General features: G+C 41.0%; 16 protein-coding genes and 1 tRNA gene. 6 read left to right on the forward strand and 11 right to left on the reverse strand.

Annotated elements, in window-relative coordinates:
• The 6 genes from tumE to IM456_RS06065 form a co-directional block, all read right to left on the reverse strand.
• Positions 1-377, reverse strand: a 377-nt coding sequence (gene tumE, locus IM456_RS06040) for a toxin TumE (RefSeq protein ID WP_287705338.1), incomplete at its 3' end; no start/stop codon positions are given.
• The gene (gene tumA, locus IM456_RS06045; protein WP_149985499.1) at positions 367-597 is read right to left on the reverse strand and encodes an antitoxin TumA; all 231 of its coding nucleotides are present in this window, start codon (positions 595-597) and stop codon (positions 367-369) included. The genes tumA and tumE, both read right to left, overlap by 11 nt.
• A gap of 213 nt (positions 598-810) precedes the next feature.
• Complete coding sequence (locus tag IM456_RS06050) at positions 811-1,035, reverse strand: hypothetical protein (RefSeq protein ID WP_002782285.1); 225 nt, start codon at positions 1,033-1,035, stop codon at positions 811-813.
• Positions 1,013-1,300 carry a BrnT family toxin gene (locus tag IM456_RS06055; RefSeq protein ID WP_149985500.1) on the reverse strand — a complete coding sequence of 96 codons (288 nt, stop codon included), beginning with the start codon at positions 1,298-1,300 and terminating at the stop codon, positions 1,013-1,015. Before IM456_RS06055 ends, IM456_RS06050 begins: the two co-directional genes overlap by 23 nt.
• A 362-nt stretch (positions 1,301-1,662) precedes the next feature.
• Complete coding sequence (locus IM456_RS06060) at positions 1,663-12,672, reverse strand: putative Ig domain-containing protein (protein WP_287712756.1); 11,010 nt, start codon at positions 12,670-12,672, stop codon at positions 1,663-1,665.
• Between the two features lie 129 nt (positions 12,673-12,801).
• Positions 12,802-13,041: a hypothetical protein gene (locus IM456_RS06065; protein WP_172970466.1), complete on the reverse strand. Its 240-nt coding sequence runs from the start codon at positions 13,039-13,041 to the stop codon at positions 12,802-12,804.
• A 2-nt stretch (positions 13,042-13,043) separates the two neighbouring features.
• Here IM456_RS06065 and IM456_RS06070 point away from each other — a divergent pair, with 2 nt between their 5' ends.
• Positions 13,044-13,541, forward strand: coding sequence for an HNH endonuclease (locus IM456_RS06070; RefSeq protein ID WP_002759301.1), 498 nt, complete (start codon positions 13,044-13,046; stop codon positions 13,539-13,541).
• On the opposite strand, the gene IM456_RS06075 is transcribed toward IM456_RS06070, so the two are convergent.
• The 3 genes from IM456_RS06075 to IM456_RS06085 form a co-directional block, all read right to left on the reverse strand.
• Positions 13,538-13,891, reverse strand: coding sequence for a hypothetical protein (locus IM456_RS06075; protein WP_002766945.1), 354 nt, complete (start codon positions 13,889-13,891; stop codon positions 13,538-13,540). The genes IM456_RS06070 and IM456_RS06075 overlap by 4 nt on opposite strands.
• A 90-nt stretch (positions 13,892-13,981) precedes the next feature.
• Positions 13,982-15,091, reverse strand: coding sequence for a hydrogenase formation protein HypD (gene hypD / locus IM456_RS06080; protein WP_287692901.1), 1,110 nt, complete (start codon positions 15,089-15,091; stop codon positions 13,982-13,984).
• 145 nt (positions 15,092-15,236) lie between these two features.
• Positions 15,237-15,500: a HypC/HybG/HupF family hydrogenase formation chaperone gene (locus tag IM456_RS06085; RefSeq protein ID WP_002797289.1), complete on the reverse strand. Its 264-nt coding sequence runs from the start codon at positions 15,498-15,500 to the stop codon at positions 15,237-15,239.
• 394 nt (positions 15,501-15,894) lie between these two features.
• Between IM456_RS06085 and IM456_RS06090 the strand changes: the two genes are divergently transcribed.
• From IM456_RS06090 to IM456_RS06100, 3 genes are all read left to right on the forward strand, one after another.
• Positions 15,895-17,796 (forward strand): thiamine pyrophosphate-binding protein, encoded by a 1,902-nt coding sequence (locus tag IM456_RS06090; RefSeq protein ID WP_287692900.1) that lies wholly within the window; start codon positions 15,895-15,897, stop codon positions 17,794-17,796.
• Positions 17,797-18,216: 420 nt separating this feature from the next.
• Positions 18,217-20,835 (forward strand): ATP-dependent chaperone ClpB, encoded by a 2,619-nt coding sequence (clpB, locus tag IM456_RS06095; protein WP_149985504.1) that lies wholly within the window; start codon positions 18,217-18,219, stop codon positions 20,833-20,835.
• 65 nt (positions 20,836-20,900) lie between these two features.
• On the forward strand, positions 20,901-21,533 hold the full coding sequence (locus IM456_RS06100) for a Uma2 family endonuclease (protein WP_287692899.1): 633 nt from the start codon (positions 20,901-20,903) through the stop codon (positions 21,531-21,533).
• A gap of 137 nt (positions 21,534-21,670) precedes the next feature.
• On the opposite strand, the gene IM456_RS06105 is transcribed toward IM456_RS06100, so the two are convergent.
• Positions 21,671-21,751 (reverse strand) — tRNA-Leu (locus IM456_RS06105).
• A gap of 73 nt (positions 21,752-21,824) precedes the next feature.
• On the opposite strand from IM456_RS06105, the gene lgt reads away from it, so the two are divergent.
• Together lgt and IM456_RS06115 are read left to right on the forward strand one after the other, a co-directional pair.
• Positions 21,825-22,676, forward strand: coding sequence for a prolipoprotein diacylglyceryl transferase (gene lgt, locus IM456_RS06110; protein ID WP_287692898.1), 852 nt, complete (start codon positions 21,825-21,827; stop codon positions 22,674-22,676).
• Between the two features lie 12 nt (positions 22,677-22,688).
• Positions 22,689-23,639 (forward strand): branched-chain amino acid ABC transporter permease, encoded by a 951-nt coding sequence (locus tag IM456_RS06115; protein ID WP_149985507.1) that lies wholly within the window; start codon positions 22,689-22,691, stop codon positions 23,637-23,639.
• 6 nt (positions 23,640-23,645) lie between these two features.
• On the opposite strand, the gene IM456_RS06120 is transcribed toward IM456_RS06115, so the two are convergent.
• Positions 23,646-24,644 carry a Gfo/Idh/MocA family protein gene (locus IM456_RS06120; RefSeq protein WP_149985508.1) on the reverse strand — a complete coding sequence of 333 codons (999 nt, stop codon included), beginning with the start codon at positions 24,642-24,644 and terminating at the stop codon, positions 23,646-23,648.
• Positions 24,645-24,816: the final 172 nt, after the last annotated feature.

The raw sequence follows: 24,816 nt of genomic DNA on the forward strand, positions 1-24,816 counted from the left end.
AATAACTCTGTTGCTTCTTTTAAGACTTGAGTAATTTCAGGTTTTTGACAACTAATTACATCGTTTGGGAAATGCTTGTGATGGGTAAAAGTAGAGAGATTGGGAAAGTGAGGGGTATTATCATAACGAAAAACTAGGTTGGTTTTTTCATCTTGTAAATGGTAACGATAATCTAGGAATTCTAAGTAATTGTCTGTGATTACTATAGCTTCGTTTATTTCTAATAAATGGGTCTGCTTGAAACGCAACCTAATTCTTAAATTGGCTCTTTGTGATGTCAGTATTTCTTCTTGATAACGTTCTACATAAGCATTTTCACACTGCACAATTGCTTGCTCTACTTGATTGAGGTAATCAGATAAAAGTTTAAGCAGCATGATTTAATATTTGTTCTAGTTCTTGACGCAAAGCAAGGTAATGACGATAATCGTTTGCCCATTCTATAAATATTATATCATCTGACAATGTTCCCTGATTGTATTCGTTATAAAAATCTTCAGAATCCATTTTATGTTGGTTTTCATAGACGCTAAGTCGCTTGGCAACAGCAATCAAAGCATCTAAAGATGATGTATATTGAATGGTCTGTTTACGCATTTTTCTTTTACTCCAAAATAATGATATTTTGATTATAAACGATCGCGCTCAAACAAAAACATAAATCGTAGGGTGCGAAGCGCGAAAGCGTAACGCACCAATTTAATAATAAAGTTGATGCGCGGGGCGCGGATTGTTAATTTTGTTTTTTTACCGAATTGGTAACCGCAAACACGCACCCTACAAGAGCGGCTACAAGATCGGTGATCGCACTTATTTTTCAGGGATAGCGGATAAGATAGCTCGCAGTGCTTTGTTTACATCTTCAGAATTTTTGAAAACTTTAGCGACATCTGGTTCTAAGGTGACAGTTATTTTTATTTCATTTACCTGAGAAGCAAAACGATTAGGATGAGCCTTAGTATAATCAAAGTTATATTCAGGAAGTAGGTCATCTTGTAAATTTTGTTTGGTTTCAGAATCCTGTGTATTTTTCATAGTCTTGGCGTTCTTTTTTGGTTGTTAAACGTGCGCTGATAATACGAATCATTTGATTTCTTTCAGTAAAACAAACTACTAAAAGACGATTCTTGTCATCGTGTCCGATAATAATTTCTCGTTTTTCACCGACCGAATGCCACTCATCATCAAAAATGTAGGCTAAAGGATCTCGAAAAACAGCCTTGGCTTCTTCAAAATTGATGCCATGCTTTTTGAGATTAAGTTTTGCCTTGGGGTTATCCCACTCAAATTGTAAGTTCATAAACTCAATTCTAGTTCAATCTCCCCCTAAACAGCGCACTCTCAAATTTTGTCGTTGTCATACTCCCAAGGTATCATAGCTAGTGGACTGTTTCAGCTAATTTGGTGTATTAGAAAAATGCTATAAATTTTATAATCTAAGACTTTAAGCCGAAATCTATTGCCCTATTTTAGTTGAAACAGTCCAGTAGGGTGCGAAGCGCGTAAGCGTAACGCACCAATTTGATTATGAAGTTGGTGCGTTACGGCGGATTATTGATTTTGGTTTTTTAACAGAAATTATCGCCGCCTAACGCACCCTACAAGATCGGCGATCGCACTAACGCACCCTACAAGAGCGGCGATCGCACTACTACAAGATTACTAGCGCTGATTTACTGAAGATAATGCTGAACTTATTGAAGAATATAAATTTACAATAATAGGGCAATAATAACTGTAAAAAAGGAGTATCAAAGGTATGCTTAATGAACTGCCGAGTAAAATTGGGCTTGCTCTGAGAAAAGCAAGAACAAGAGGGACAGAAAAACCATATAATGCTCGTAAATTATCATTTTGGGTGGGAAATTTTGGCTCTTTCGGGCAGTAGAAGGCATTCCCAATATCAGTGAGAGTACCAACATCCCCTAGAAATGGTGTTATATAGTTTAGAAGAGGACGATATTCAATTATAGCCACCTCCCCACTAGGATCGATCGCATTTACAGGATTAACCCCAGCGTATAAATAATCATGCAAGGTTATCGGTTGATTATTGTAACCCTCAAACGGATCAACGGAAGCAAAACGCCCGGTATTAGGATCATAATACCTTGCTCGTAAATAATAACCATCTACCGCCTCATCAAACTGCTCACCAGCGAACAGATAATTATTCTCCGCATCCCCTACTTTACGGGTTAAATTACCATAAGCATCATAATCATATTCTACGATAACAGAACCATTATTACCCGTCATTAAACGAGTGCTACCTAAACCATCTACTTGATAGTAAATCCGATTTGCACCGTCATTTTGAGAGATTAAATCCCAACCGTGAGTATAGGTAGTATTAACTGTACCATTAGTTTGATATTCCTCAATCACTTGGGCGTATTGCTGTTGATTATTGTCGATTAAGAAGCGAGTCACCTCACCATCCACATCAATCGCCACTCGGATACCATTATGATCATATTCAAACTCGATACGTCCGGTTTCGCCGTTTTCCGTGACTTCTACTGCGGTTAATTCACCCTTAGCATTCCACTCATAATTAGTGGTAGTTGCGCCATTTTCTACCTTAGCAAGGAGATTACCCTCATCATCGTATTGATATTGGGTAACATTTCCGCCAAGGATTTCTTTTAATAATCTGTCGTTTTTATCATAGTTATAGGTAGTTTTACCTGCCACTGAATCGACTTTTTCTAAACGATTTCCTACTGCATCAAAACTATAAGTAATCGTTTTGTTACCTGCTACAGTGTCAGTAATTTTCTCTTGAGTTAAACGATAGAGATTGTCATAAGTGTACTCCACTGTACGACCATCATTTTCTACCACTTTCACCCGATTACCCATTGCATCTAGGGTATAAGCATAACTAGAAATAATACCCGTAGAGTTGCGGTTTTCGAGGTAGGTTAAGCGATTTAATAAGTCATATTGTTGATTTTCAATCACCCCATTGGGGAAGACTGTTTTAATCAAATTACCCACCGCATCATAATTATAGTCTGTTACTCCATTATCGGCATCTTTAACAGTATCAAGGCGATTCAACCCATCATAAGTATAAGTAGTTGTGCCTGAAGGTACGGTTAAGGTAAGAATATTACTAGCCTTGTCGTAAGTATAGCTAATAGTACGGTTATCGGGTTCGGTACGACTAATTAATCTGTCACGCTCATCATAAACATAATTTGTCATCCCTCGGTTATCGATAACGGTAGCTAATTCCCCCGTCAAGGTATAGGTAAAGGTTTCCGTAGCTGTACCATCAGAGAAGGATTTTTCGGTTAACCAATTACGCTCATTATATTTATAGGTGGTGACTGCTCCATTAAAGTCAGTTACTTTGATTAAATTACCGATTTTATCGTGAATTGTCTCGTTACGTTGTCCACCAGGTAAGATGGTAGCTTTTAGACGGCGTAAACTGTCATATTCAAACTTAGTGATGTTACCATTTGCGTCTTTCTGCTCGATTAAATTACCCACTAAGTCATATTTATACTCAGTGCGTTGATTTAAAGCATCAATTACCGCCGTTAGTCTTCCTAAAGCGTCATATTCATAATTAGTGGTATTTCCTGCTAAATCGGTTTCTGCTATCACTCGTCCTAAAGGATCATAAGTGGTAGTCATTACCGTATTATTAGCATAAGTTGTGGTAAGAAGACGATCAAGCTCGTCATAATCATACTCAGTGATGCGCCCTAACGCATCTGTTTTGGCAATTTGTCGCCCGTCTGCATCATAATTATAGCTAGTAATTTGATTCAGGGCATTAGTAACAGTTAAAAGGCGATCACTCTTATCATAGTCATATTCGGTACGATTACCCAATTCGTCAATTTCGGCAATTTTTCGCCCAGCTTTATCGTATTCTTTCTTAGTGCGGGGATTATCGGTTAAATTGTCAGGGGTACTATCAGGATAAATTACTTCAATTTCTCGCCCTAAAGCATCATAAACATAGATAGTTTTACGTCCTAATTCATCAATAAAACTCGTTAAACGATCTAAAGCGTCGTATTCATTTTGGGTGCGAGGGTTATCGCTTAAATTATCAGGAGTGCTATCGGGTAAGATGGTTTCAATCAATAAACCACGATCATTATAACGGTATTCTGTGCGTCTTCCTAAGGCGTCAATTTCGGCTACTTTTTCCCCAGCGGCGTTATATTCGGTTTTAGTAATACCCCTTGCACAACCACAACTACTCCCTTCAGGATCAGCTTTTTCAATCAAGCGTCCTTGAGCATCATAGATATAATTAGTAATAGCACCCAAAGCATCAGTAACACTCGCTACTCGTCCATTACTATCATAGGTAAAGGTGGTTTTTGCTCCCGTCGGATCGGTTAATTCAGTTAAGTTACCACGATTATCATACTTAAAGTTACTAATTTTACCATTAGCATCGGTGACAGTGGTTAAAAGTCCCAAGGAGTCATATTTATATTCAGTAACATTGCTTTCTGTGTCTTCCCGTTTAGTGAGATTACCGTTATTATCATAGGTGTAAGTGGTGACAAAACCTAAAGCAGTAGTCTCTGTCAAGATGTCGTTACTTTGGTTATAAGTAAAGGTTTTCTTGTTACCTTCCCCATCGGTTTCTGTCAGCTTATTACCTCGACTATCATAGGTATAACTGGTGATATTACCTTCGGGATCGGTTTCACTTAACAGGTTATTATCTTCATCGTAAGTGCGTAAAGTAATGCCCCCTAATTGATCAACTTCTTGAATGACGTTACCCTGAGCATCAAAAACCCGGGTAATAGTCTTACCAAAAGGATCTTTAACAGTTTGGCTATTAGTAGCATTATCAAAGGTGATATTTAATTCATTACCGTTAGCGTCAATAATCTTGCTAATCTGTCCTTTATCGTCATACTCTGTACGAGTCGCACTGCGTCCCAAGGGATCAATAATTTCTGTTAAGAAGTGTTGACGATTTGGGTCATCATAAACTAGCTCGGTGGTGTTATTAGTGCGGTCAATCACCTCAATTAAATCACCGTTGCTATCATAAACATATTTAATAGATTTACCATCAGGATCGATAATTTCAGTAATGCGACCTTGAGCATCTCGAATAAAGTCAATTTCAGCACCCGTTGAGCTAATAATACCCTCATCGGAGAAGGTTAATTTATTGCCATTTCTGTCGGTGACATCAATTAAACCAAAATTCTGATCATAGTTATAAACCGTTCCATCTTTGGTGGTTAATTTATATTGCGAGGGATTATAACCAAGAAAACTGAATAAAAATGCTCCTACAGTACCGTCACTACGAATAGTTAACGGAGTGTTTTCTACTTCCAATTTATCAAATACCCCCGCATCGGGAGTAAAGCTAGGAGCATAAATTGCACCGAAGAAACTAGCAGAAACTGGTACAGGATTAAAAGTAAATCCAACGCGGCGACCATCGGGAGTATTTAAAGTTACTCGTGTCCCGACGGAGAAGGTATTAGAAGTTCCAAATAAATCGGAATTAGCCTCACTTAAATCTCGTCCATCAGGGGAAGACTCGACAATTTTGGCATCTTGTAAACCTAAATCCCAACCATAGCCAAAATCTCCTTGGCTTGCACTTTCTAAGCTATTATAACGACGGACAATTTCAATGGGAATACCAGTTAAAGGAATAGATAGGTCGGTATATTCTAAAGAAAAGTCACCCGGTTTATTTTGTCCTGTCACATTTAAAATAACGCCTTGAACATTACCATTACCACTAAAATCAAAAGCGGTCATTTTTATTAGATAACTTCCATTTGCCAACAAACGAGGATCTAGATTAGCTACCTGCTGATTAGTAACATTTTGAGTGCCTTTTGTCAATAAAGTATAATCTGGATCATTTTCCCCGATATTGCTTAAATCAACTGCTTCAATCGGGGCAATTTCCACTCGATAAAATTCGAGGTTATCATCTGTGATGGTAGCAATAATATCTGTAGGCGACTTGATAATGCCTTGGGTGGCTTCTAAGTTAGTCTTGTTAATTTCAACAACAGGTGCTTCGGTATCACTGGGATCAAGTACCCGCACTTCAATTGTTTCTGTATCCTGATTACCGGCTGCATCGGTAGCAGTAGCAATAATTTGATAAAGTCCTGCTTTTTGACCGACAAAAGTGGCAGTATTAATTTGTCCATTGGGACTATTAGGATTAAGAGTTAGCGGAGTTGTATTAGCCGTCAAAGTGAGGGTTTTAACTTCGATATTATCCGTTGCTCGAACTTGGAAATTAATACTTTGACCAATATTAATCAGGTTACTATTAAAGCCTAATTCCACTACCGGATTAGTAATATCATTATTGCTAAGGGTTAAGTTATAGGTTTGAGTGGTGATTCCCCCGCGTCCATCGCTGACTTGAATCGTCACAGGATAAATACCTTGATTTTGGGATGCAGATTGCCAACGAATACGGCCAAATTGATCAATAGTTAAACCTTGAGGTGCTTGCAAGAGATTATAGGTTAAAGTGTCGTTATCTGCATCTTTGGCAATAACATCATATTTGTAAGTAACGCCTAATTGAGCTAATTCTAACGGCTGAGAACTAATAATCGGTGCCTGATTAGGGGTAACTCGGATATAGTAATTTTGATAGGCAATTCCACCATCTGCATCCGTCGCTGTGACTGTAACTTGAAAATCACCGTTAGTGGTGTTTTGAGTTTGCCAAGTAATTAAACCTGTATTTGTATCAATAGTCATCCCATTGGGTTTAACCGTTAAATTGTAGCTAATAGCGGTATTTTCGGGATCATTAGCCTCGACATCGTATTGATATAATCCCCCAGCACCAATGATGATTTTAGGTGTGCTGGTAATACTAGGTAAGTTATTGTCTAATGTAGCTAAAACTTGTAATTGATAGGATTGGGTGTTAGTCCCACCAAAACCATCGCTAACTTTGATTTCAACGGTTTGTTTTCCTAAGTTAGTAGGGGTATATGCTATTAGTCCAGTATTGGTATTAATGGTCATCCCTTCCGGGGGATTAATTAGGCTATAGGTCAGGGTATCATTATCAAAATCAGTGGCTCTTACTTCATAGCTGTAGGTATTATTAATCAGGGTAACGGTGTTAGGAGAGGAGATAATTTGCGGTGGGGTGTTAATCCCTTTAGTATTGAGGAAAAATTCTTGAGTAGCAATGCCTCCTTTACCGTCAGACACTCGCAAAACTACTCGATTATTACCGATTTGACTTTGTTTCGGTTGCCAAATTAAGCTACCAGTTTCTGCATCAACTGCCATGCCTTCAGGTTGATTGAGTAAGCTATAGGTTAACCTGTCATTATTGGCATCGGTAGCAGTGGCTCGATAGGTTAATAATTGTCCTATTTGGGCAGTTTTAGGTGCTGTGCTAGTGAATACGGGAGCTTGGTTAGCTATGGGTTGATCAATTTTTTGGTTGCCAAAATTAATGTTACTAACAGTTTCTCCCTCTTTTAGTTTTATAGTATAAAAATCTGGACTAGCAATGCTACCGGGTAATCCTTGTACATTGATAACATCAAAACCGGGTATCGAACCTTTCGTGTCAAGTCCAACAATTTTTATAGCTCGAACTGGTTCAGTAAAGTTGATCGAAGCAAGATCAAAAACAGAGGTTTGACCACCATTGCCCCTTCCTAATAAAACAAAATCCACAAAGTTGGAACTAACATAAATATCTGCTTGATCCCCCGCAGCACCTGACTCATTAACAAAAATATCATTTCCTGTCTTATCAATAATTATTTCATCCGTAAAACCAACAGTTACATAAGACATAGTTGGAAGTGATAATGCTCCTAAAGTGTCACTCCCCAAAATAATATCAGTATTTACTAATACTGGTGAATTTCCATTATTATCTTTACCGTAAGGTTCATCAAATGATCCAGCACCACTGTTAAAGTAGTCAAGAATAACATCAGCAAAACCATCTCCCAGAGAATCTGTAGGTTGTCCACCAGGATAAGTTTGTTTATAATCTGTGGGTACAATTTCCCTGACAATATAAGTACCTGCTTCTAACCCAGTGAATTGATATTGTCCTGTTTCATCGGTGATTTGACTAGACTCATTGTTATCAAAAGTGCCATTATTATTTGAGTCAAGATAGACGGTAATTCCTTCTAAAGCAGGTTCATCGCTAGTAAATTTCCAAGAAATAATATCATGGTTTCCTACTGCCTGACCTGTAGCCGCAGTAAAACCAACAAAAAAGTCATTCTGTCCTAGAATATCAGGAATATTAACGGTAGAGAAAACTGTTGCTTCGACAGGACGATTAGAATTTTGAGAAACTCTTGCTTCTAATCGGTTTGATGTGCCGTCATAGTCAATCCAAACATTCCAAATCTCACCATTATTAAATCTAGTGGCAATATTTGTCTGGACAAGAGAAGTTGTGCTTCCATTAACATTAATACCAATATGATTACCATTATTTTGATCTTGGCTACCATTATTGTAAGTATCTAGTTCAATAACAACAGTATTTTTTAAACCTGCGTAACCAATTCCTCCCCCAGCACTTCCTACGTTTTCTGTTGGACTAACAATAAAGGAAAGTCCATCCGCACCCTCACCATCTTCATCTCTAGGTAGTCCTCTCGAATCAGAGATTGAAAAACTAAAGTTAGTAGAGAAAGATAAATTTTCTCCATTTTCTCCTACAAAGCTAAAAGGATTTTTGAGTAAAGCATTTCCCGATGAAAATGATTTTGATTCTGCTAATCTTAAAACGTCTTTATTGCTGGCAATTTTAGAATTAACTATTTTGCTATCACCCTTGAGTCTCATGGATGATATATCAACAAAGTCTTCAAAATTAGCTGAATCCCATCTTCCATTACCGTTGGTATCTTCCCATTTAACCCCTTCAATTGTTCCTAATAAAGCATTATTTAACGCAATAACAAACTCTTGAGTATCCACACCCCCACGATTATCCGTAACCTTAACAGAAATATCATAGTTACCAACAGTTTTACCTGCTGTATTCCAGAGAATTTCTCCTGTTAAATTATCAATGCTCATTCCTTGAGGAGCATCAACTAAAGAATAGGTTAAATTATCCTCATCAGGATCGATCGCTTCTACATCGTAGGAATATTCCCCTGAAAATATTTCGGATTGAGTAAATCCCTGATAAATAACATTACCTTGAGAATAATTATAGAATCCAAATTGGCCAGAGGTGTATGTATCATCCTCAATAGTTACAGATTCTAAAATCGTGTCTCCTTGACTCACTGTAATCGTAAATTCACCTGGGGTAAAATCTAAGGAAAACTGATAATCTACGAAATCTGACCAAGAGACTGTATTATGGAATATTGTTTTCACCCTATCTTCATTACCAATAGTTGACCAAAAATCTCGTCCCGTAAGAGCAGAATCAGCATTGACTACTTTGATACTCATACCTTGTTCTGCAAATCCTAATAAATCATCTTGATTAGATTGTTTCCAATCAAAAAGATAAAAATGTTGAGAGTCTTGATATCCAAAGACAAAACCCATAAAATCATCATCGTTAGATGTATTAACTCGCCAACTCCCTTCAATTCTGTCACTATTAAGGTTAAAGTCGCTTAATAATATGCTCGCATCAGCATTAATTGTTTGTTCAACTTTTGTATTGTCAGAACTCAGTATCCAATTGGCATCGGATTGAGAATTAAGCTCATATTGTACTCTTGACCATGTTGACAAGTCTATTACTTCCGATTCACCTTGAGTTAGCTTTTTAGTAGCCCGTGTTACGGGTTCACTGATAATCACAGGTGCATAATTATTCGTTTCTTTTTCTAAGACTAATAAAGTATAAGCCTGAGTCGCAATACCACCCTTACCATCATCAACTTGTAAGGTTATCTTGCTTTCTCCTGAGACGGTGGGAGTGAATGTAACAACACCTGTATTTTGATTGATTACCAAGCCATTAGGGGCATTGATGACAGAATAGGTTAAATTATCATTGTCAGCATCAGTCGCATCAGCATCATAACGATATTCAGTGTTGAGATTACCATAAACGACGGGATTGGAAACGAATACTGGAGGACGATTTGGTTGAGAATCAATAACGTTGGTTACTACCCCTAAATTATAAGTTTGGGTATCCCTTCCCCCTTTACCATCTTCCACTGAAATAGAGATGTTATAATTGCCGATTGTTGGGGATTGCCAACTTAAAACACCAGTATTATTGTCAATGGTTAAACCATCAGGGGCAAGGGAGAGGGAGTAGAATAAGGTATCATTATCCGCATCAACGGCATTTGCATCATAACTATAATCATTACCGACAATAATCTTTAACTCAGGATTAGTCGTAAATTCAGGAGCATTATTCGCGGAAACAGCAGAAACAATTAAGTTACTGGGATTGATAATAAAACTAATGGTTTGACTATCATTCCCCCCTTTGCCATCACTCACAGTATAAATAAAATTGCCCCCATTACCATTAACATCTGCTAAAGGTCTGTAAAGCAAAGAAGTTAGAGAATTAATCGAAATCTCATCACCCACATTAATAACTGTACCATCAGCTAAAGTTATTTTTCCTTTGCTGTTATCTGGTAATTGAGTGACAGAAACCGTTAAAGTATCCCCATCAATATCTGTAGGTGGATTAATATTTAAGGGGATAGTTTGACTATCTTCTGGTAAAGTAATAGTCTTATCTGCATCGGTGACAGGAGGGTTATTAGCAGAAGTATTCTCAGGGGTGATAATAAAACTAATGGTTTGACTATCATTCCCCCCTTTACCATCACTCACAGTATAAACAAAATTGCCACCATTACCATTAACATCTGCTAGAGGGGTGTAAAGCAAAGAAGTTAGAGAATTAATCGAAATCTCATCACCCACATTAATAACTGTACCATCAGCTAAAGTGATTCTTCCTTTGCTGTTATCAGGTAATTGAGTGACAGAAACCGTTAAAGTATCCCCATCAATATCTGTAGGTGGATTAATATTTAAGGGGATAGGTTGACTATCTTCTGGTAAAGTAATAGTCTTATCTGCATCGGTGACAGGAGGGTTATTATCAGGTGGATTCGGCGAATTATCATTATCTAGAATTGTGCCAATTCCCTCACCTTGAATCAGAATAGCATTGGTCACTCCTGTTAAATTGACCGTGAAGGTTTCCGTAGGCTCGCTAATTGTGTCGCCCTTCACAGCAACTGCGATATTTTTCTCCACTTCTCCCGGTGCAAACGTCAAAATTCCCGTCGAAGATTCATAATCTGTACCCGCTTGGGCAGTTCCATCTTTCGTTGTAAATTGAGCCGTAACTGTTGTGTTTGTAGGGGCTGATAAACGAACTGTAAAATTAGCAGCTTCAGTTCCTATATTCCCCTCCGTCACTGTGGTATTTTCAATGCTCAAAGACGGTAACTGAATCGGTTCTCCAATTGGTTCCCCAAAACTGAACCGAAATACTAAATCATTAAAATCGCGATCGCCGCCGCCCCAAAAATCTTCCCAGGCCCAGGTCTGACTATCCTGTTGAGCATGGACATGATTTAAACCATCCTCATTGGCCGCCGCATAGGAAAAGAAAACCGGCGGGGCATTTTCTCCCTTGGCGATCGCCTGCTCTGTCGTCCCATTAGCGACTAGATACCATCCCAAATATTTCCCAGAAGGGACGTTAAACGTTTTACTATCAAACGCTTTCCCAGAGGCAAAAATTACCTGGTGGCGATCGCCTGACAAGGCCGCATCTAAATAACCCTGATCCCCTGGTTTAATCCCATCAATCTCGCCATTTGGGGTATCAACCAGGTAATAACCCATCTCGTTTTGAAAAGTATTATCCTGACTGACAGTCTCCACTGTGAGGGGAACCTGCTTTCCTTTTGCTCCGGGTAAGACAATTCCTGCTTGAGCAATATTAAAAACCACATCGTTAAAATCTTGATCTCCTCCACCCGTCAAATCTTCCCAGTTAAACCGCCAGATTCCGCGGCCAAGATGACTACTTTGGGAATGATCAAAATTATCAGGATTAGCTCCTTTCAGGGAGAAAAAAGCTAACCCCGATTGACCCTGATTTTGTCGATTATTTTCTAACCAATTAGCGCTAGTACTGTTTTGAATTAAATAAAACCCTAGACGACTCCCTCCTGGAACAGTAAATTCCCGCCAATTTCCTGCTTGATTACCCGAATTGAAGAGAGTTTGTCGGCTGGGACTGCTTAAAGCGGCTTCGGCGAATCCTGGTTCACCAGGTGCGATACCTTCTACCCCACCTAAAGGATCCACCAGAAAGAATCCCACTTCATTATTAAAATCTGCCTCTCGCAATGTCCACTGGACAACCATATTCACCCTTTCTGAGGGATTACCCGGAACGACTAAAACCTCGCCTAAATCATCTAACTGACTGATTTGAGGGGTTCCTGTCCAAGAAGTATCTTGGTCTGAAAAGGAGAAATTAGCAGCCTCTTGATTAACTAATAACGGGACTGATAGCAGAGAATCACCTTGATTAGCTAAGTTATCACTCACCGTCGCGCTCACGGGAGCAATAAAATTGCTAGGGGAAGATGGGGTGAGAGGTGTGACTTGAGGAACCACCTCTGGCGTTGTCGGAGCCAGCATAGATGGTGCTGTCGCCATCAAAGTCTGATCTACTCCCAAAAGACTTGAGCCATCTTCTAGAAGTATTGGGGGAAGTATTGGAAAATCCACTTATGCCTTCTGCTTGGATGTCTAGCTTGATTCACTAAATTAATTTTTGTTAGCATCTTAAGGGCGTTTCTTTTTACTGTCAATTATATATAAATTATTTGCATATATATATATATATATATCATTAGTTTTGCTAATTATATTAAATCCGTTTTTAATAATATGATTAACTGCCAATCCTACCAGAACGGCAATCGCACTGAAAAAAGCTCCCCACTTCCCCAACAATGAATAATAGGTTCCAATCTCAGTGATCTGTGTTACCATGCGGGGTAAATTCAAGCGATCTCCAGACACCTATGAGCAAGGTTCTCGTGTTGAATGCCTCCTACGAACCGCTAAATATTACCAGTTGGCGGCGCGCGATCGTTTTATTGTTGAAAGGAAAAGCTGAATCCCTAGAACATAACGGAAAAGTGGTTTGTCGTGACTTACCGCTACCTTCTGTTATCCGTCTTAGGCAATACGTCCGTGTTCCCTACAAGGAAATTCCTTTAACCCGTCGTAATATTCTCGAACGAGATCATCACACCTGTCAATACTGTCTCTACCGAGGTGAACAATTAACCATCGATCATGTGATTCCCCGTTCTCGCGGAGGGGGTGATACCTGGGAGAATTTAGTGGCGGCTTGTGTGCGTTGTAATGTGCATAAGGGCAATCGTACACCAAAAGAGGCCAATATGTCCCTGCACGCCCAACCGCGTCGTCCCTACAGTAGTCTCCACTTTGAGCTATTAAAGCACACTAGGGGGAATCACAATCACGAATGGCGTAAATATGTCATCGGTATTTAGGGTGAAAAAGGCATGGTGAAACCAAGACCAAAATTGATTCCCATGCCATTATTATTAGTCTGGGTGCGAGGATTGGCAACTCCCGTGCCTAGATAAACTGAACAACCGCGACAGGGGGAATTGACTCGGTAGCGCACCGCCATGGGATCATTGGGATCGGTGATAGTTACTCCCTGATGGTTTAAATCTTTAATTAGATTGGTGACGGGTTTGAAAAAATCGGCGCTGGGGGGTTGACTTGGTTGCAGTTCTAGGGTTTGTTCTTGGGAAGCAAGAACGATTTCCGAAGCGATAACTAGCAGCAGAGAGGTAGTTAAGCCAAATAAACCCAGATTATTTTTGATCTTCATCTTTTTTATCACCGAGAGATTGTTAATTTCTTCTGGTGATAATTCTAGCGTTTCCTCACCGGAAAGGAACCCAATCAGTAAAAAAATTTACTAATTTCTACCATACTTATAATAAGCGGCACAAGCACCTTCACTAGAAACCATACAAGTGCCGATGGGATGTTCGGGAGTACAAGCAGTCCCAAATACTTTACATTCCCAGGGTTTTAAAACACCTTTAAGAATTTCGCCACACTGACAAGCTTTGTGATCTTTAACGCGCTGATTGGGTAAGGTAAATTTCTTCTCCGCATCAAAATTACTGTACTCATCTCGCAGTTTTAACCCTCCTTGAGCAATTTCTCCTAAACCTCGCCATTCAAACTGATCCCGCAGTTCAAAAACTTGGTCGATTGCCGATAAAGCGACTCTATTTCCTTGATTTTGTACCACTCGATCGTACTGATTTTCGATCTCACATCTCTGCTCATCTAATTGTTTTAATACCATCCAAATTGATTGCAGAATATCCAAGGGTTCAAACCCAGAAACTACCACAGGTTTATGATATTCTTGGGCAATAACTTGATAGGGTTCTGTGCCAATTACCATGCTAACATGACCGGGACCAACAAAACCGTCTAACTGTAAATCTGGGTTATCTAACAAGGCTTTCAGAGCGGGAATAATCACCACATGATTAGAAAATAAACTAAAATTATTGATGCCATCTCTTTGTGCTTCTAAAACGGTTAAAGCTGTGCTAGGAACGGTTGTTTCAAACCCTAATGCTAAAAATATTACTTCTTTATCGAGATTTTCTCTGGCAATTTTTAAGGCATCGCGAGGAGAATAAACCATGCGAATATCATCACCTTTTGCTCGCGCTTGCAGCAGACTCAAATGGGAACCGGGGACACGCATAGTATCGCCAAAAGTTGTCAGAATTACGTTCGGTTGTTGTGCGAGAAAAATGGCATCATCTAAACGACCTCGCGGCATTACACAAACGGGACATCCAGGACCATGAATTAATTCGATAGTTTCGGGAAGTATTGCCTCGATACCGTATTTAAAAATTGAGTGGGTATGACCCCCACAAACCTCCATAATTTTAGTAACTTTTTCCCGCTTTTCAGAGATTCTTATCGATAATTGTTCAATTTGTTGAATTAATCCTGCCGCTTTAACGGGATCACGAAATTCATCAACGTATTTCATAACAAGCTTTCTCTCTATAAGTGGTTGGACAAAAGTAAAGTTAATTGTGGAGCCGGTCGTCGGTCGTCAGTAATAATTAATTGCCGTAATTTACCTTTCTTAAGATAGACAACAGAATTAATTTGTGGCCAACTAATTAAGAACATTAATTATGATTAAATTCTTCCTCTAATTCCAATAATTGTGTTAATAAATTTAAGGTTTCTTGCGCCTCATCTTCATCGATTCGATTCATGGCAAAACCCACATGAACTAATACCCAATCCCCTACACAAGTATTAGCGGGATGGTCTTCATCAACAATACAAGCGATATTTACTTCTCTTTTTACACCCCCCACATCGACGAGAGCCAGATGATGGTTTTCATCAATAATTGCCGTAATTTGTCCCGGTATGCCTAAACACATAGTTTTTACCTTAAATCTAGTTTTTGTTAATTATGGGCTGATTTTTTGGCTAGAGATTGCAGTAATATCAACCGAGAATCAGGTCATACTTCATCCCTCTAAGAAACGCTATACAGTCAAAGGTTATCCTTTTTACTTTTTCCTTTCCCCTTTCCCCTTTTTACTCGGTCTTACCTGCCATTCTGGACTATTGCCCTCAAGAACAGCTTTTTTTCCCGTATCTTTTTTAAGATTTCCCCTGTCCCGGACCGTGGACACTATCCCAGCAAGGGTAAAACTTTTGTATTAGGGACTACATCTATGATAAGAAATTATTCAATCAATCGATCGGGTGACATTCTAGGCTATGATTTCCCTGACTATAGTTATTTCTCTACATTAAGGAAAATCGACAATGACAGCCTTTCCCATCGATTTGAGCGCCTATAAACCCATCAGTCTCGACCCCAGTAACCCCACCCTCACCGACGACCAAAGAAGCGCCCTAAAAGCCAATATCCAACTCTGTCGCGATGCTATCATCTTTTTTACTGCCACGGGTGCGGCCCGGGGTGTGGGTGGACACACCGGCGGCCCCTACGATACCGTCCCGGAAGTGGTGATTCTCGATGCTCTTTTCCGCAGTCAACCTAGTCAATTTGTACCAATTTTCTTCGATGAAGCGGGACACCGCGTCGGTACTCAATATCTCATGTCTGCGTTAGAAGGTTCTTTACCCCCAGAACAATTAATGCACTACCGCGAGGCTAATTCTAAACTCCCCGGACACCCGGAATTAGGATTAACCCCCGGCGTAAAATTTAGTTCTGGCCGTTTAGGACATATGTGGCCCTACGTTAACGGTGTCGCTTTAGCTAACCCCGGAAAAACCGTTTTTTGTTTAGGTTCCGATGGTTCTCAACAGGAAGGCAATGACGCGGAAGCTGCCCGTTTAGCCGTGGCTCAACACATCAATGTTAAGCTGATTATTGATGATAATGATGTGACGATTGCTGGTAATCCTTCCAAATATTTACCCGGTTATGATGTGGCTAAAACTCTCGCCGGTCATGGTCTAAAAGTGTTAGTGGGAGATGGGGAAGATATCGATAGTTTGTATCGCAATATCTGTGAAGCAATTAATACTCCTGGCCCGATTGCGATTATTAATAAACGTCCCATGTGTCCCGGTATTGAAGGGTTAGAAGGTTCTAACCACGGTCATGATGTGATTTCTGTACCCTTGGCTTTGAAATATTTAGAGGCAAAAGGACACAGTGCCGCCGTGGAATATCTCAACAGTATTAAGAAGCCTTCTAATGACTATAAATTCCTCGGTTCTGGGGATAAATGGGGTTCTAACCGCAACGTTTTCGGCGAAGCAGTAGTCAGTCTTTTAGGCAAAATGAGCGAGGAAGAACGCAAGGCTAAGGTATTAGTAGTAGATAGCGATTTAGAGGGCTCCTGCGGTCTGAAAATTATCCACGATAAACATCCCGAAGTGTTTATTCCTTCCGGTATTATGGAACGGGGCAATCTTTCGGCAGCCGCCGGTTTTGGTATGGAAAAAGGTAAACAGGGAATTTTCGCCACCTTTGCCGCTTTTCTAGAAATGTGTATTTCTGAAATCACCATGGCCCGTTTGAATTATTCTAATCTTTTATGTCATTTTTCCCATTCTGGTATCGATGACATGGCGGATAATACCTGTCACTTTGGTTTGAATAATTTCTTTGCCGATAATGGACTGGATGACGGTTACGAAACCCGTCTTTATTTCCCAGCCGATGCGGCACAAATGACCGCTTGTGTCGAGGCAACTTTCCATCAACCCGGTTTACGTTTTATCTTCTCGACTCGTTCTAAAACTCCCAATATTCTTGATACTAACGGTAATAATTTCTTTGGCGATGGTTATACCTTTGTCCCTGGAAAAGATGAAGTAATTCGGGAAGGCACTGCTGGTTATATCATCAGCTTTGGCGATGGTTTATACCGCGCTTTAGATGCAGTGGAACGTCTAAAACAAGAAGGTATTGACGTGGGTTTAATTAATAAACCGACTCTCAATGTAGTGGATGAAGAAATTATCGCTAAAGTTGGTAATTCTCCCTTTGTTTTAGTGGTAGAAGCATTTAACCGTCGCACGGGTTTAGGTAGCCGTTATGGTTCTTGGCTACTCGAACGCGGTTTAACTCCTAAATACGCCTACATTGGTACTCACCATGAAGGTTGTGGCGGTTTATGGGAACAGTTCCCCCACCAAGGTATTGACCCAGTTGGTATCATTAGTAAAGTTAAATCTTTAATCGCTTAGAGAGTATTTTAGGGTGGGCTTTAATCAGTTATCAGTTATCAGTAATCAGTCATCAGAACGTAGGTTGGGTTGAAGCATGAAACCCAACGCCTGCATCGGTTACGCTACCGCTAACCCATCCTACAAATAATTGTGCCTCCCTACTTAGGTTTTAGATTCGGCCCTTGTAAACAGTCATCAGTAATCAGTAATCACTGGACATCTTTAATAATTAAGATTTTAGCTTGGTTGAGAGATTGAACATTTGTACTAAAATTTCCCAGAAGCAGTTTAAATCCATTACAGCTGATCAACTTTAGCGGCTTAAATCGCACCATTGAGGGGAAATCCCCCTTAACTAGGTACGGTAAGCCCCTAGAAGCCAACAAACCGGTCAATCTAGAATAGTCTCAAGGGTATAAAAGTAATCTCTTATAGAAAATGCAGCCAACCAATCCACAACAATTTACAGAAAAAGCTTGGGAGGCAATCGTCAAAACGCCGGACATTGCCAAACAGAACAGCCAGCAACAAATCGAAAGCGAACATCTAATGAAAGCCCTTCTCGAACAGGAGGGATTAGCGGGCAGTGTCTTTAGTAAAGCTAATATTAGTCTAGCCCGTTTGCGGGATCGAACCGATGATTTTATCCGTCGTCAACCGAAAATCTCTAACCCCGGCGACTCGATTTATTTAGGTCGTAGTTTAGATAGTTTACTCGATCGAGCAGAAAATTATCGCCGAGAATTTGGAGATGACTTTATCTCGATCGAGCATTTGATTTTAGGTTACGCTAAAGATGAGCGCTTCGGTAAAAATATTTTTCAAGAATTCGGACTTACCGAAAGCAAACTCAAAGAAATTATTCAACAAGTCAGAGGTAGTCAAAAAGTGACCGATCAGAATCCAGAAGGCAAATATGAGGCCCTAGAAAAATACGGACGGGATCTCACCCAATTGGCACGGGAAGGTAAATTAGACCCCGTAATTGGACGGGATGACGAAATCCGTCGCACGATTCAGATTCTCTCGCGTCGGACTAAAAATAACCCGGTTTTAATCGGGGAACCGGGAGTAGGAAAAACAGCCATTGTCGAAGGATTAGCCCAGCGGATTATTAACCGTGATGTGCCAGAATCTCTGTTAGATCGGACTCTCATTTCTCTCGATTTAGGTGGCTTAATTGCGGGAGCAAAATATCGCGGAGAATTTGAGGAAAGATTAAAAGCTGTCCTCAAGGAAGTCACCGATTCCCAAGGCAATATCATCATGTTTATTGATGAAATTCATACCGTTGTCGGTGCGGGAGCCACTCAAGGGGCAATGGATGCGGGCAATTTATTAAAACCAATGTTAGCCCGGGGTGAATTGCGTTGTATCGGAGCCACTACCCTCGATGAATACCGCAAATATATCGAAAAAGATGCGGCGTTAGAAAGACGCTTCCAAGAGGTTTTAGTGGATGAACCAAATGTGGTCGATACTATTTCGATTCTTCGCGGTCTCAAAGAACGTTATGAGGTGCATCATGGGGTGAAAATTGCCGATAATGCTTTAGTGGCAGCGGCCCTGCTTTCTAATCGTTATATTAGTGATCGCTTTTTGCCCGATAAGGCCATTGATTTAGTTGATGAAGCGGCGGCCAAATTGAAGATGGAAATCACTTCCAAACCAGAAGAACTCGATGAAATTGATCGCAAAATTCTTCAGCTAGAAATGGAAAAACTTTCCCTACAACGGGAATACGATCCAGCTTCGCGAGAACGGTTAGAAAAGTTAGAAAAAGAACTGGCTAACCTCAAGGAAGAACAATCGGGATTAAATGCCCAATGGCAAGGGGAAAAAGAGATTATCGATAAAGTTCGTGGGGTTAAAGAAGCGATCGAACAAGTTAATCTGGAAATTCAACAGGCCGAACGCGATTATGATTATAATCGGGCTGCGGAATTAAAGTTCGGAAAATTAACCGATCTGCAGCGGCAAATGTCCGCCCTAGAAACTCAATTGGCCGACAAACAAACCACCGGCAAAAGTTTATTAAGAGAAGAAGTTCTCGAATCGGATATCGCCGAAATTATCTCGAAATGGACGGGAATTCCTCTCAATAAATTAATCGAATCGGAAAAAGAAAAACTCCTCAATCTGGAAGAGGAATTACACGAAAGTGTCATCGGTCAAGAGGAAGCGGTCACAGCCGTAGCCGAAGCGATTCAACGTTCCCGCGCCGGTTTATCGGACCCCCACCGTCCCACGGCCAGCTTTATTTTCCTCGGTCCGACGGGTGTTGGTAAGACAGAATTGGCGAAAGCTTTAGCTCGCAATCTCTTTGACACCGAAGAGGCTCTAGTTCGCATCGATATGTCGGAATACATGGAAAAACACAGCGTTTCCCGTCTCATGGGTGCGCCTCCGGGATACGTCGGCTACGATGAAGGAGGACAATTAACCGAGGCAATCCGGCGTCGTCCCTACTCTGTCATCCTCTTTGATGAGATTGAAAAAGCCCATCCCGACGTTTTTAACGTTATGTTACAAATCCTTGACGATGGGCGCTTAACCGACTCTCAAGGTCATCTGGTTGATTTCAAAAATACCATCATTATTATGACCAGTAATATCGGTTCTCAATACATTTTAGACGTGGCTGGTGATGAGTCTCGTTATGAGGAAATGCAGGCCCGGGTGATGGAAGCAATGCGGAATAGTTTCCGTCCCGAATTCCTCAATCGTATCGATGAAACGATCATTTTCCATAGTTTACAAAAAGCACAACTGCGCTCGATTGTCAAACTACAGATCGGTAATCTCAGCGACCGCTTGATGGAACAAAAATTAGCCCTGAAATTTGCCGATATTGCCCTCGATTATCTAGCAGAAATTGGTTACGATCCAGTGTACGGTGCGCGACCCTTAAAACGAGCAGTACAAAGATATGTGGAAACTCCGATCGCTAAGGCAATTCTCCGCGGCGAATTCAAAGGGGGAGACACGATTTTTGTCGATGTGGCCGATGAAAGATTGACCTTTAAACGGTTAGCTTCCCCGGTAGTAACTGCTTAATTAGCAAGGGTGGGCAATGCTCACCCTTTGATTATTATGGAAGCATGGGATTTTTGCTTGAATCTATGACTGTAACACTGCTCGCACCACCGGCTGAAATAATTCACCTGTCCGGGATTAGCTGGGAAACCTACGAAACGCTGCTAGAAGAAATGAGCGATCGCCGTCTGCAGCTGACCTACAATCGTGGCAATTTAGAAATGATGGCTCCTTCGACCGGACACGAATTTAGTAAAACCCTCATCGGTCGCTTTGTCGAAACCCTAGCTGAAGAATCAGCAGTCCCGATTTATCCCCTCGGTTCTACCACCTTTAAACGACCTCAATTAAGTGGTGCAGAACCAGATGAATGTTTTTACATTGATAATATTGAGGCGGTTCGGGGGAAAAAGCGACTGGACTTAAATGAAGACCCAGCACCGGATTTAGTCATAGAAATTGATGTTACCAGCAGTTCTCAAAATCGCCTTCAGGTTTATGCAGATTTAGGCGTGGCAGAGGTTTGGGTTTATAATGGGGAATCTCTGGTCATCCAACAATTACAAAATAGCACTTATATAACCTCCCCAACCAGTCGATTTTTTCCTAATTTACCCATCTTAGAAATTGCTATATTTTTACAACAAGCTGAAACATTGGATTACCTAGAGTTAGTCAAAGCATTTCGGAATTGGGTAAGAAGTCAGTTGAAAAAATAAAAGGAAGATTTTTCAACGTTAAATCTCATACCAATTTCCCGAATCGGAGTCTCAAAAATGGCAATTAACAAGTTTTCCTTTTGGGTCGTCGCTCGTCAACGCCAAATCAGGTTACACTTCATCGACCCGAAGGTTAATGCGGATGGAGGGACTCGAACCCACACATCAAAGACACTAGAACCTAAATCTAGCGCGTCTACCAATTCCGCCACATCCGCAAATATGTCACCGCATTCCATCATAGCATAAGATACTATAGGAAAGATAAAATTTTTTATTCTTAATAATTTTATGCTCTTAGGTTTTGTCTTTCAGTCTCCCGGCCCCGTCCTCTGGGAGATCGGACCGATTTCGGTGCGCTGGTATGGATTTCTCATCGCTATGGCGCTATTATTGGGTGTCACCCTCTCCCAGTACCTCGCCCAAAAAAGAGCGATCAATCCCGATTTAATCGCCGATTTGGCCATTTGGTTAGTAGTGGGGGCCATACCTGCAGCCCGTCTGTACTATGTTCTCTTTCAGTGGCAAGAATACGCGCAAAATCCTGCTGATATTATCGCCATTTGGAAGGGCGGTATCGCTATTCACGGGGCAATTATCGGGGGTTTGCTGGCAGCCCTAATCTTTGCCCGCATTAATCGGGTTTCTCTTTGGCAATTACTCGATCTGGTGGCCCCTTCAGTTATTCTCGGTCAAGCGATCGGACGTTGGGGTAACTTTTTTAATTCGGAAGCTTTTGGCAGTCCGACTAATTTACCTTGGAAGTTGTTTATTCCTCCGGCTAGTCGTCCTTTAGAATATATCGCCGTCGATTATTTTCACCCCACCTTTCTCTACGAATCTCTCTGGAATCTGGCAGTTTTTGCCCTACTCATCTATCTATTTTTCTGGGGTTTAAAACACCCTAGTAAATTAAAAATTGGCACCCTTACCCTAGTCTATTTTATCGCCTACAGTCTAGGTAGATTCTGGATCGAGGGGCTACGCACCGATAGTTTAATGTTTGGGCTTTTGAAAATGGCGCAAATAATTAGTTTAGGAGCGATCGCTATCGGTATTTTCGGTTTATTCTGGTTATATAAACTGCAGCGTCCTTTACCGGATGTGGTGGCGACCGTCAGTTATAATCAAAAGTTACCCTAGCTAACCCTGACAATGGATCTAGTAACGATTTTTCAACAGGTTTTAAACGGTTTATCGATCGGTAGTGTCTATGCTATTTTTGCCCTCGGTTACACTTTGATTTTTTCCATTTTAGGGATTATCAATTTTGCCCATGGCGCAATTTTTACCCTCGGTGCCTATTTTACCTACGCTCTAGCGGGGGGAGTTTTCGGTTTTAATGGTTTATTGGCTAATGCCAAATTACCCTTTTCCTTACCCTTTTTTTTGGCACTCTTGCTAGGCTGTATCCTTTCAGGTTTCACCTCGGTTCTTCTGGAAAGATTGGCCTTTAAACCCCTCCGGGTACGCGGTTCCGATTCTCTCTTAACTCTGGTTTCTAGCCTAGGGGCAGCCTTGGTGATTGTCAATGTCATTCAATACTTATTCGGGGCAGAAATTTATACTTTTCCCGATGGGATTTATGGCAATCTTCCCCCCGCAATTAATTTCGGTACAGTCGATCGCCCCGTGGCAGTTCGCACAATTCAGATTATTATTTTTCTGGTTTCAGCAGTGATGGTAGCTTTACTGACTTATTGGGTTAATTTCACCAAAATGGGCAAAGCTTTACAAGCGGTAGCTGAAGATGTCACCACTGCCAGTTTGTTGGGGATCAATCCCGAAAAATTTATCGTGATTACCTTTTTTATTAGTGGTGCCTTGGCAGGTTTAGCAGGAACTTTAGTCGGTTCTAGTGTTAGTATCGCTGGCCCCTATTTCGGTATTGCTTTCGGATTAAAAGGTTTAGGAGTGATTGTTTTAGGGGGATTGGGAAGTATCCCCGGAGCAGTAATCGGTGGTTTATTATTGGGTATTGCCGAAGCTTTTGTTCCCGCAGAATATTCCGGTTATCGAGAGGCGATCGCTTTTGCTATTCTCTTTATTATGTTGTTAGTTCGTCCCCAGGGTTTACTAGGCAGAAAGTTAATTCAAAAAGTCTAATTCGGTTTAATTGTCTGCGAGAAAAACTGTTTTTCCCGACAACGAAGATTGATAGGCAGCGTATGCCACTTCTAGGGCATAAAGACTGGCTTGGGGAGTAACATAGAGAGGAACCCGATCGAACAGATAATCTAGCACCATGGCGGTATCTTTGGCAAAAAGACCGCGACGGGTTTCCGCTTCTAAAGCTTGGCTACCTTCACTATTAATTAACTGCCCTGTTTCCCCTTCAAAAATTAAGCTGCCCGTCTCGCCATGAATAGTGAAAGTTCGCTCATTTTGCCAAAAAACTTCCCCTTTGCCGTAGGTAACTTCGGCAATTAAGCCATTTTTAAATAATAACTGCGCCTCACACAAACAGGCCAGAAAATAATCGGATTCCGGGGCATTCCAATAACGACAATGACAGGATACGGACTCCACTTCCCCAAATAAATTAGTAAAGCGATGGATACGAGAAAGGGCAGCGATCAAAGGAAAACCGAATAAATCCCGATGAAATGTCCAGCGCCGGGGCGCTGGTCTGCCGGTGGCGATCGTGGTATAACGGGCTAGGTGGATATTGCCGAGGGTGGCTAAATACTGCTGTTGGGTTTGATGCAGTCCCCCCAAAAGTTCAATATGTTCGACGTGCAGTAATTTCTTCTCGGTTTCGGCTAGGGTGATTAATTCTGCTGCCGCTGCTGGGTGGAAAGCCAGGGGATACTCGACGATAACGTGCTTACCGGATTTTAAGGCAGTACGGGCGATCGAGGCATGGGCCTGATTAACATTGGCAACGACAATCAGATCGAGATCGGGATGGCTGGCAAGGCTTACTGCTGAATCTAGGGCAGAAATTTGGTATTTTTGCGAGAAATTAGCGATCGATTCGGCACTATTACCGCTAACATACAGAAGCTGGGCGCGACCATCCGCTTGCAAGCTTTCAGCGCGACGTTGAGCGGCGAACCCTGTGCCAACTATACCAATTTTTAGGGGACGATGAGAAGTCATCGGGGGCATTCTGGCGACATTAATTATCGGGAAGTGGGGTGTGGGAAGTGGGGTGCGGGGTGCGGGGTGTGGGGAGATAGGGGAATTTCAACTAATACCCCAAAACCCTCAAACCCCAACTCTCAACTCCTGAATACTTTCTACAGCAATTCTGCTTTTCCCAGCTTTATCTTGGCAATCA

Source organism: Microcystis sp. M079S1, assembly GCF_020246425.1.
Lineage (GTDB): Bacteria > Cyanobacteriota > Cyanobacteriia > Cyanobacteriales > Microcystaceae > Microcystis > Microcystis aeruginosa.

Coding starts and splice junctions, on each gene's coding strand:
- IM456_RS06055 (WP_149985500.1), bottom strand. CDS start 1,300: ATGAACTTACAATTTGAGTGGGATAACCCCAAGGCAAAACTTAATCTC.
- IM456_RS06120 (WP_149985508.1), bottom strand. CDS start 24,644: ATGCCCCCGATGACTTCTCATCGTCCCCTAAAAATTGGTATAGTTGGC.
- lgt (WP_287692898.1), top strand. CDS start 21,825: ATGCTCTTAGGTTTTGTCTTTCAGTCTCCCGGCCCCGTCCTCTGGGAG.
- IM456_RS06075 (WP_002766945.1), bottom strand. CDS start 13,891: ATGAAGATCAAAAATAATCTGGGTTTATTTGGCTTAACTACCTCTCTG.
- IM456_RS06060 (WP_287712756.1), bottom strand. CDS start 12,672: ATGGCGACAGCACCATCTATGCTGGCTCCGACAACGCCAGAGGTGGTT.
- IM456_RS06070 (WP_002759301.1), top strand. CDS start 13,044: ATGAGCAAGGTTCTCGTGTTGAATGCCTCCTACGAACCGCTAAATATT.
- IM456_RS06090 (WP_287692900.1), top strand. CDS start 15,895: ATGACAGCCTTTCCCATCGATTTGAGCGCCTATAAACCCATCAGTCTC.
- hypD (WP_287692901.1), bottom strand. CDS start 15,091: ATGAAATACGTTGATGAATTTCGTGATCCCGTTAAAGCGGCAGGATTA.
- IM456_RS06085 (WP_002797289.1), bottom strand. CDS start 15,500: ATGTGTTTAGGCATACCGGGACAAATTACGGCAATTATTGATGAAAAC.
- IM456_RS06050 (WP_002782285.1), bottom strand. CDS start 1,035: ATGAAAAATACACAGGATTCTGAAACCAAACAAAATTTACAAGATGAC.
- clpB (WP_149985504.1), top strand. CDS start 18,217: ATGCAGCCAACCAATCCACAACAATTTACAGAAAAAGCTTGGGAGGCA.
- IM456_RS06115 (WP_149985507.1), top strand. CDS start 22,689: ATGGATCTAGTAACGATTTTTCAACAGGTTTTAAACGGTTTATCGATC.
- IM456_RS06100 (WP_287692899.1), top strand. CDS start 20,901: ATGACTGTAACACTGCTCGCACCACCGGCTGAAATAATTCACCTGTCC.
- tumA (WP_149985499.1), bottom strand. CDS start 597: ATGCGTAAACAGACCATTCAATATACATCATCTTTAGATGCTTTGATT.